The organism is Gordonia sp. (in: high G+C Gram-positive bacteria), assembly GCF_020438995.1.
Lineage (GTDB): Bacteria > Actinomycetota > Actinomycetes > Mycobacteriales > Mycobacteriaceae > Gordonia.
The window spans coordinates 1-4,351 of sequence record NZ_JAGQTN010000101.1; the positions used below are offsets into that span (position 1 = coordinate 1).

The window sequence follows — 4,351 nt, forward strand, 5'->3', positions numbered from 1 at the left end:
GTCGCGCACACCGCCGGCGCGCACGGCATCGGCATCCTCGACCCGATCGCGGCGCGCGGTGCGCTGCCGCTGGCCCTGCATCCGGCGATGACGTTCGTCGGTTCGACCGACGACACCACGCGTCTGGCACGGGCCTGCTTCGGCATCACCGCCGCCGACCCCATCGGCGATGCGATCGGCGCGTCGCTGGTGATGGAGATGGGTGGCGAACCGGTGCGCATCCCCGAGGATCACCGCACCCTGTATCACGCGGCGCTCGCGCACGGCGCGAACCACCTGATCGCCCTGATCAGCGATGCTGTCGCCGTGCTCAACGCGGCGATTGAAGGTGATGCCGGCGATACCGGGGCGGCCAATGCCACGGTCGACGGCGATGCGACCCGGCTTGCCGAGCGGATCCTCGCGCCGCTGGTCACCGCATCGCTGAGCAATGTGCTGGAACTGGGGCCGTCGGCACTGACCGGACCGGTCGCCCGGGGTGATGCCGCCGCGGTCACAGCGCACCTGCGCGCGCTGCGCGCCATCCCCGGCGGCGACGGTCCGCACGGCATCGCCGACGCCTACCGGACCCTCGCCCGCCGTGCCGCCGACCAGTCGGGAGCGCCGGCCACCCTCATCGACGTGCTGGAGGAATCATGACCGCATCAACGGCCGACGCCGGCCAGGCCCTGTTCACGCCGGGTGAGCTGACGGTGCACCGCGATCCCGCCGGCCTGCGCCGGGTCAGCAACGCGCTGCGTGCCGCGGGCAAGCGGGTGGCGCTGGTACCGACGATGGGTGCGCTGCACGCCGGGCACCTCGAACTGGTGCGGGCGGCCAAGGCCAAGGGCAATACCGTCGTCATCGTGTCGATCTTCGTGAACCCGCTGCAGTTCGGGGCCGGTGAGGATCTCGACGCCTACCCGCGCACTTTCGAGGCCGACTGCGAGTTGCTGCGCCCGCTCGGGGTGGAGCTGGTGTTCGCGCCGACGGTCGCCGGAATGTACCCGAACGGGCAGCGCACCATGATCCATCCGGGGCCGGCCGGTGCGATCCTCGACGGCATCTCGCGGCCCACGCATTTCGCCGGCATGCTGACCGTCGTCAACAAGCTGCTCTCGATCGCCAATCCGAACGCCGCCTACTTCGGCGAGAAGGACTATCAGCAGCTCGTGCTGATCAAGCAGATGGCCGACGACCTCAACCTGGGTGTCGAGATCGTGGGCGTGCCAACGGTCCGCGAGTCCGACGGTCTGGCCATGTCCTCTCGCAACCGCTATCTCGACGACGCGCAGCGCCAACTTGCCACCACCCTGTCGGCGGCGCTGGTTGCCGGTGCGCACGTCGCCGCGCAGGGCCGCGACGCGATCCTGACTACCGCCCGCGCGGTCGTCGAATCCCACCCCGACATCGCGGTCGAATACATCGAGCTGCGGGGCCGCATGCTCGAAGAAGCGCCGGAGACCGGTGACGGCCGGCTGCTCATCGCCGCCCGGATCGGCCCGGCCCGGCTCATCGACAACGTCGGGGTTGCCATCGGCACGGGTTTCGACGGCCGCGAACAATCCTGAGTCCTACTACATATCGCACCACTGAGGGGAAAACTGATGCTCCGCACCATGATGACCGCAAAGATCCACCGCGCCAAGGTGACTCAGGCCGACCTGCACTATGTCGGGTCGGTCACCATCGACTCCGATCTGCTCGACGCGGCCGGACTGCTCGAAGGCGAACAGGTCACGATCGTCGACATCGACAACGGCGCCCGCCTGGAAACCTATGCGATCGCCGGCGAGCCGGGCTCCGGTGTCATCGGGATCAACGGCGCCGCAGCACATCTGGTGCACCCCGGCGACCTGGTGATCATCATCGCCTACGGCATCCTCAACGAGCAGGAGATCGCCGAGTACTCACCGAACGTGGTGTTCGTCGACGAGCACAACCGCATTCTGCTGGAGGGCCACGACCCCGCCCACGCCCCCGAAGGTTCGGGCCTGCTCGACCCCCGCGTCGTCCTCGCCGACGCCTGACCCGGAAATGGCCCACCGAAGTTCGGGTACCCTTCTTGATCCCTGAGCCGATGCCGTTGAAGTGGGGTACGCATCTTGATCCCTGAGCCGATGCCGTTGATGTGGGGTACGCATCTTGATCCCTGAGCCGATGCCGTTGGTGTGGGGTACGCATCTTGATCCCTGAGGCCGAAGCGACGAAGGAGCGAGGGTCTCGAAGGGTCCGGCGACGTACCCACCTGACCGAGCCACAACCCCGACCGCGCCACAGGAAGGCCGTCCCATGCTGCTGACCGTCGAGATCGGCAACACCACCATCCATCTCGGTACGTTCGCCGGCTCCGGCGACCACGCCAGGCTGGTGCGGGACTGGCGGCTGCACACCCGCCAGCAGGCCACCGCCGACGAACTCGCCCTGCTGTTCCGGGGCCTGCTCGGCGCGGACATCGAGCAGATCACCGGCGTGGCCGCGCTCTCGACGGTGCCGTCGCTGCTGCGGGAGATGCGCGAGATGCTGCCGAAGTATTACCCGTCGGCCCATCACCTGCTGCTCGAACCCGGCGTGCGCACCGGTGTCCCGCTGCTGGTGGACAACCCGAAGGAGGTCGGCACCGACCGCGTCGCCAATTGTCTTGCCGCATATGCCAACTACGGCGGACCATGCATCGTCGTCGCTTGTGGCACGGCCACGGTCGTCGACGCGGTCTCGGTCAAGGGTGAGTTCCTCGGCGGTGCCATCGCCCCCGGCATCAACCTGGGTGTCGACGCCCTCAGCGAGCACACGGTGACCGTGCGCCGGGTGGAGCTGATGCCGCCGCGCGGGGTGCTCGGCAAGAACACCGTCGAGGCGCTGCAATCGGGCATTATCTACGGTTTCGCGGGCCAGATCGACGGCCTCGTCGAGCGGATCTGCGACACTGTCCCCGGCTTCGATTCCGACGACCTCACCGTGGTGGCCACCGGCTCGCTGGCACCGCTGATCTACGAGGAATGCGCCGCGTTCACCGACCACCACCCCTATCTCACCCTCGACGGCTTGCGTCGCGTCCACGAACGTTCCCGCAAGGACCCCCGCGCCCGCCGCTGACCTTTTACGTCGCTGCTGGTTGACGCCAAAGTGGTTAACGTCACGGTGGGCCGATCGAATGACGAGGGTGGACGTCGTTTGCCGGATCTGGCAGACTGCTCGACATGATCAAGAGCTGTCAGGAGTGTTGTCGGGGCTGAGTCCGCATCTGCGGCTGCCCCTCTTCGGCGACCCTCCCACCTCTTTCGATCATTCCAAGGATTCCTGCCATGACTGCGGTCCTCTCCACCGTTCGTGTTTCCACAACGTCTGATTTGCGCATCTCCGTCCTCGTCTCCGAGTACGCCACCCTCACCTCCGCCGGCGTGATCGCCGTCGACATGCGCAGCCAGCACCAGCGCGATGCGCAGGGTGTGCTACCCGGCGCGCTTGCCATCGACGCCGCCGACGTCCTCACCAGACTCACCCCCGGCACCCGCGAATCGCTGCGCGTGGCCGCACCCGATGCCCGCTGGGTCCTGATCAGCGACGATGGCCACGACGCCGAATGGCTCGCCTGGCACCTGCAGGCCCGCGGCATCGCCGGCGCCACATTTCTGGTCGGCGGATTCGCCGCCCTGCACCGCGCCCGCGTCACCGCCCCCCTTGCCAAGGCCGAACTCGCCACCATCTCCGCCCACTGAAAATCCCGAGGCCCGCCCAAACATCTTGATCCCTGAGACCGAAGCGCCCGTCGATTGTGATCCCTGAGGCCGAAGCACCCGACGATCTTGATCCCTGAGGCCGAAGCGGCCAACCTTCTTGATCTGAGGAAGAAGCGGCCAACCTTCTTGATCTGAGGCCGAAGCGGCCAACCTTCTTGATCCCTGAGGCCGAAGTGACGCAGGAGCGAGGGTCACGAAGGGTCCGGCGACCCGAGCGCATGACCGGATCACCTCGAACCACGGCCACCGACATATCGAGTTGGAGCACATTCCCCCTGCCCGATAGGGTTTTGACTCGTGAGCCAGACCCCGAACACCGCAGCAGCCGCGCCGTCGACGGAGGGCGCCGACGACGCCCCCGAGCAGATCCGCATCCGGCGTGGCAAGCGTGAGCGGATTCTCGCCGAGGGCCGACAGGCGTACCCGGTCGAACTGGACCGCACCCACAGCCTCGCGCAGATCCGCGCCGCCTACCCCGACCTCGAAGCCGGCACCGAGACCGGCGATGTGGCCGGCGTCGCCGGACGCGTCATCTTCCTGCGCAACAAGGGCAAACTGTGTTTCGCCACCCTGCAGGACGGCGACGGCACCCAACTGCAGGCGATGATCAGCTTCAACGGGGTGGGCGAGGA

Annotated in this window: 5 protein-coding genes and 1 pseudogene; all 6 read left to right on the forward strand. The window is 67.5% G+C overall.

Annotated elements, in window-relative coordinates:
- On the forward strand, positions 1–639 hold a 639-nt coding region (locus tag KDB67_RS08210; protein WP_291014650.1), incomplete at its 5' end, for a DUF2520 domain-containing protein.
- Entirely contained in the window at positions 636–1,550 is a 915-nt protein-coding gene (panC, locus tag KDB67_RS08215) for a pantoate--beta-alanine ligase (RefSeq protein ID WP_291014652.1), read from the forward strand. The genes KDB67_RS08210 and panC, both read left to right, overlap by 4 nt.
- Positions 1,551–1,586: 36 nt before the next feature.
- Positions 1,587–2,009 (forward strand): aspartate 1-decarboxylase, encoded by a 423-nt coding sequence (panD, locus tag KDB67_RS08220; RefSeq protein WP_291014655.1) that lies wholly within the window; start codon positions 1,587–1,589, stop codon positions 2,007–2,009.
- A 262-nt stretch (positions 2,010–2,271) separates the two neighbouring features.
- On the forward strand, positions 2,272–3,075 hold the full coding sequence (locus KDB67_RS08225) for a type III pantothenate kinase (protein ID WP_291014658.1): 804 nt from the start codon (positions 2,272–2,274) through the stop codon (positions 3,073–3,075).
- Between the two features lie 209 nt (positions 3,076–3,284).
- The gene (locus KDB67_RS08230) at positions 3,285–3,698 is read left to right on the forward strand and encodes a rhodanese-like domain-containing protein (protein ID WP_291014660.1); all 414 of its coding nucleotides are present in this window, start codon (positions 3,285–3,287) and stop codon (positions 3,696–3,698) included.
- Positions 3,699–4,016: 318 nt separating this feature from the next.
- Positions 4,017–4,351: pseudogene (locus KDB67_RS08235) on the forward strand (lysine--tRNA ligase); the annotation flags it as partial.

Excerpts from the sequence above, each read along its gene's own strand:
- panC (WP_291014652.1), top strand. The coding sequence starts at position 636 with ATGACCGCATCAACGGCCGACGCCGGCCAGGCCCTGTTCACGCCGGGT.
- KDB67_RS08230 (WP_291014660.1), top strand. The coding sequence starts at position 3,285 with ATGACTGCGGTCCTCTCCACCGTTCGTGTTTCCACAACGTCTGATTTG.
- KDB67_RS08225 (WP_291014658.1), top strand. The coding sequence starts at position 2,272 with ATGCTGCTGACCGTCGAGATCGGCAACACCACCATCCATCTCGGTACG.
- panD (WP_291014655.1), top strand. The coding sequence starts at position 1,587 with ATGCTCCGCACCATGATGACCGCAAAGATCCACCGCGCCAAGGTGACT.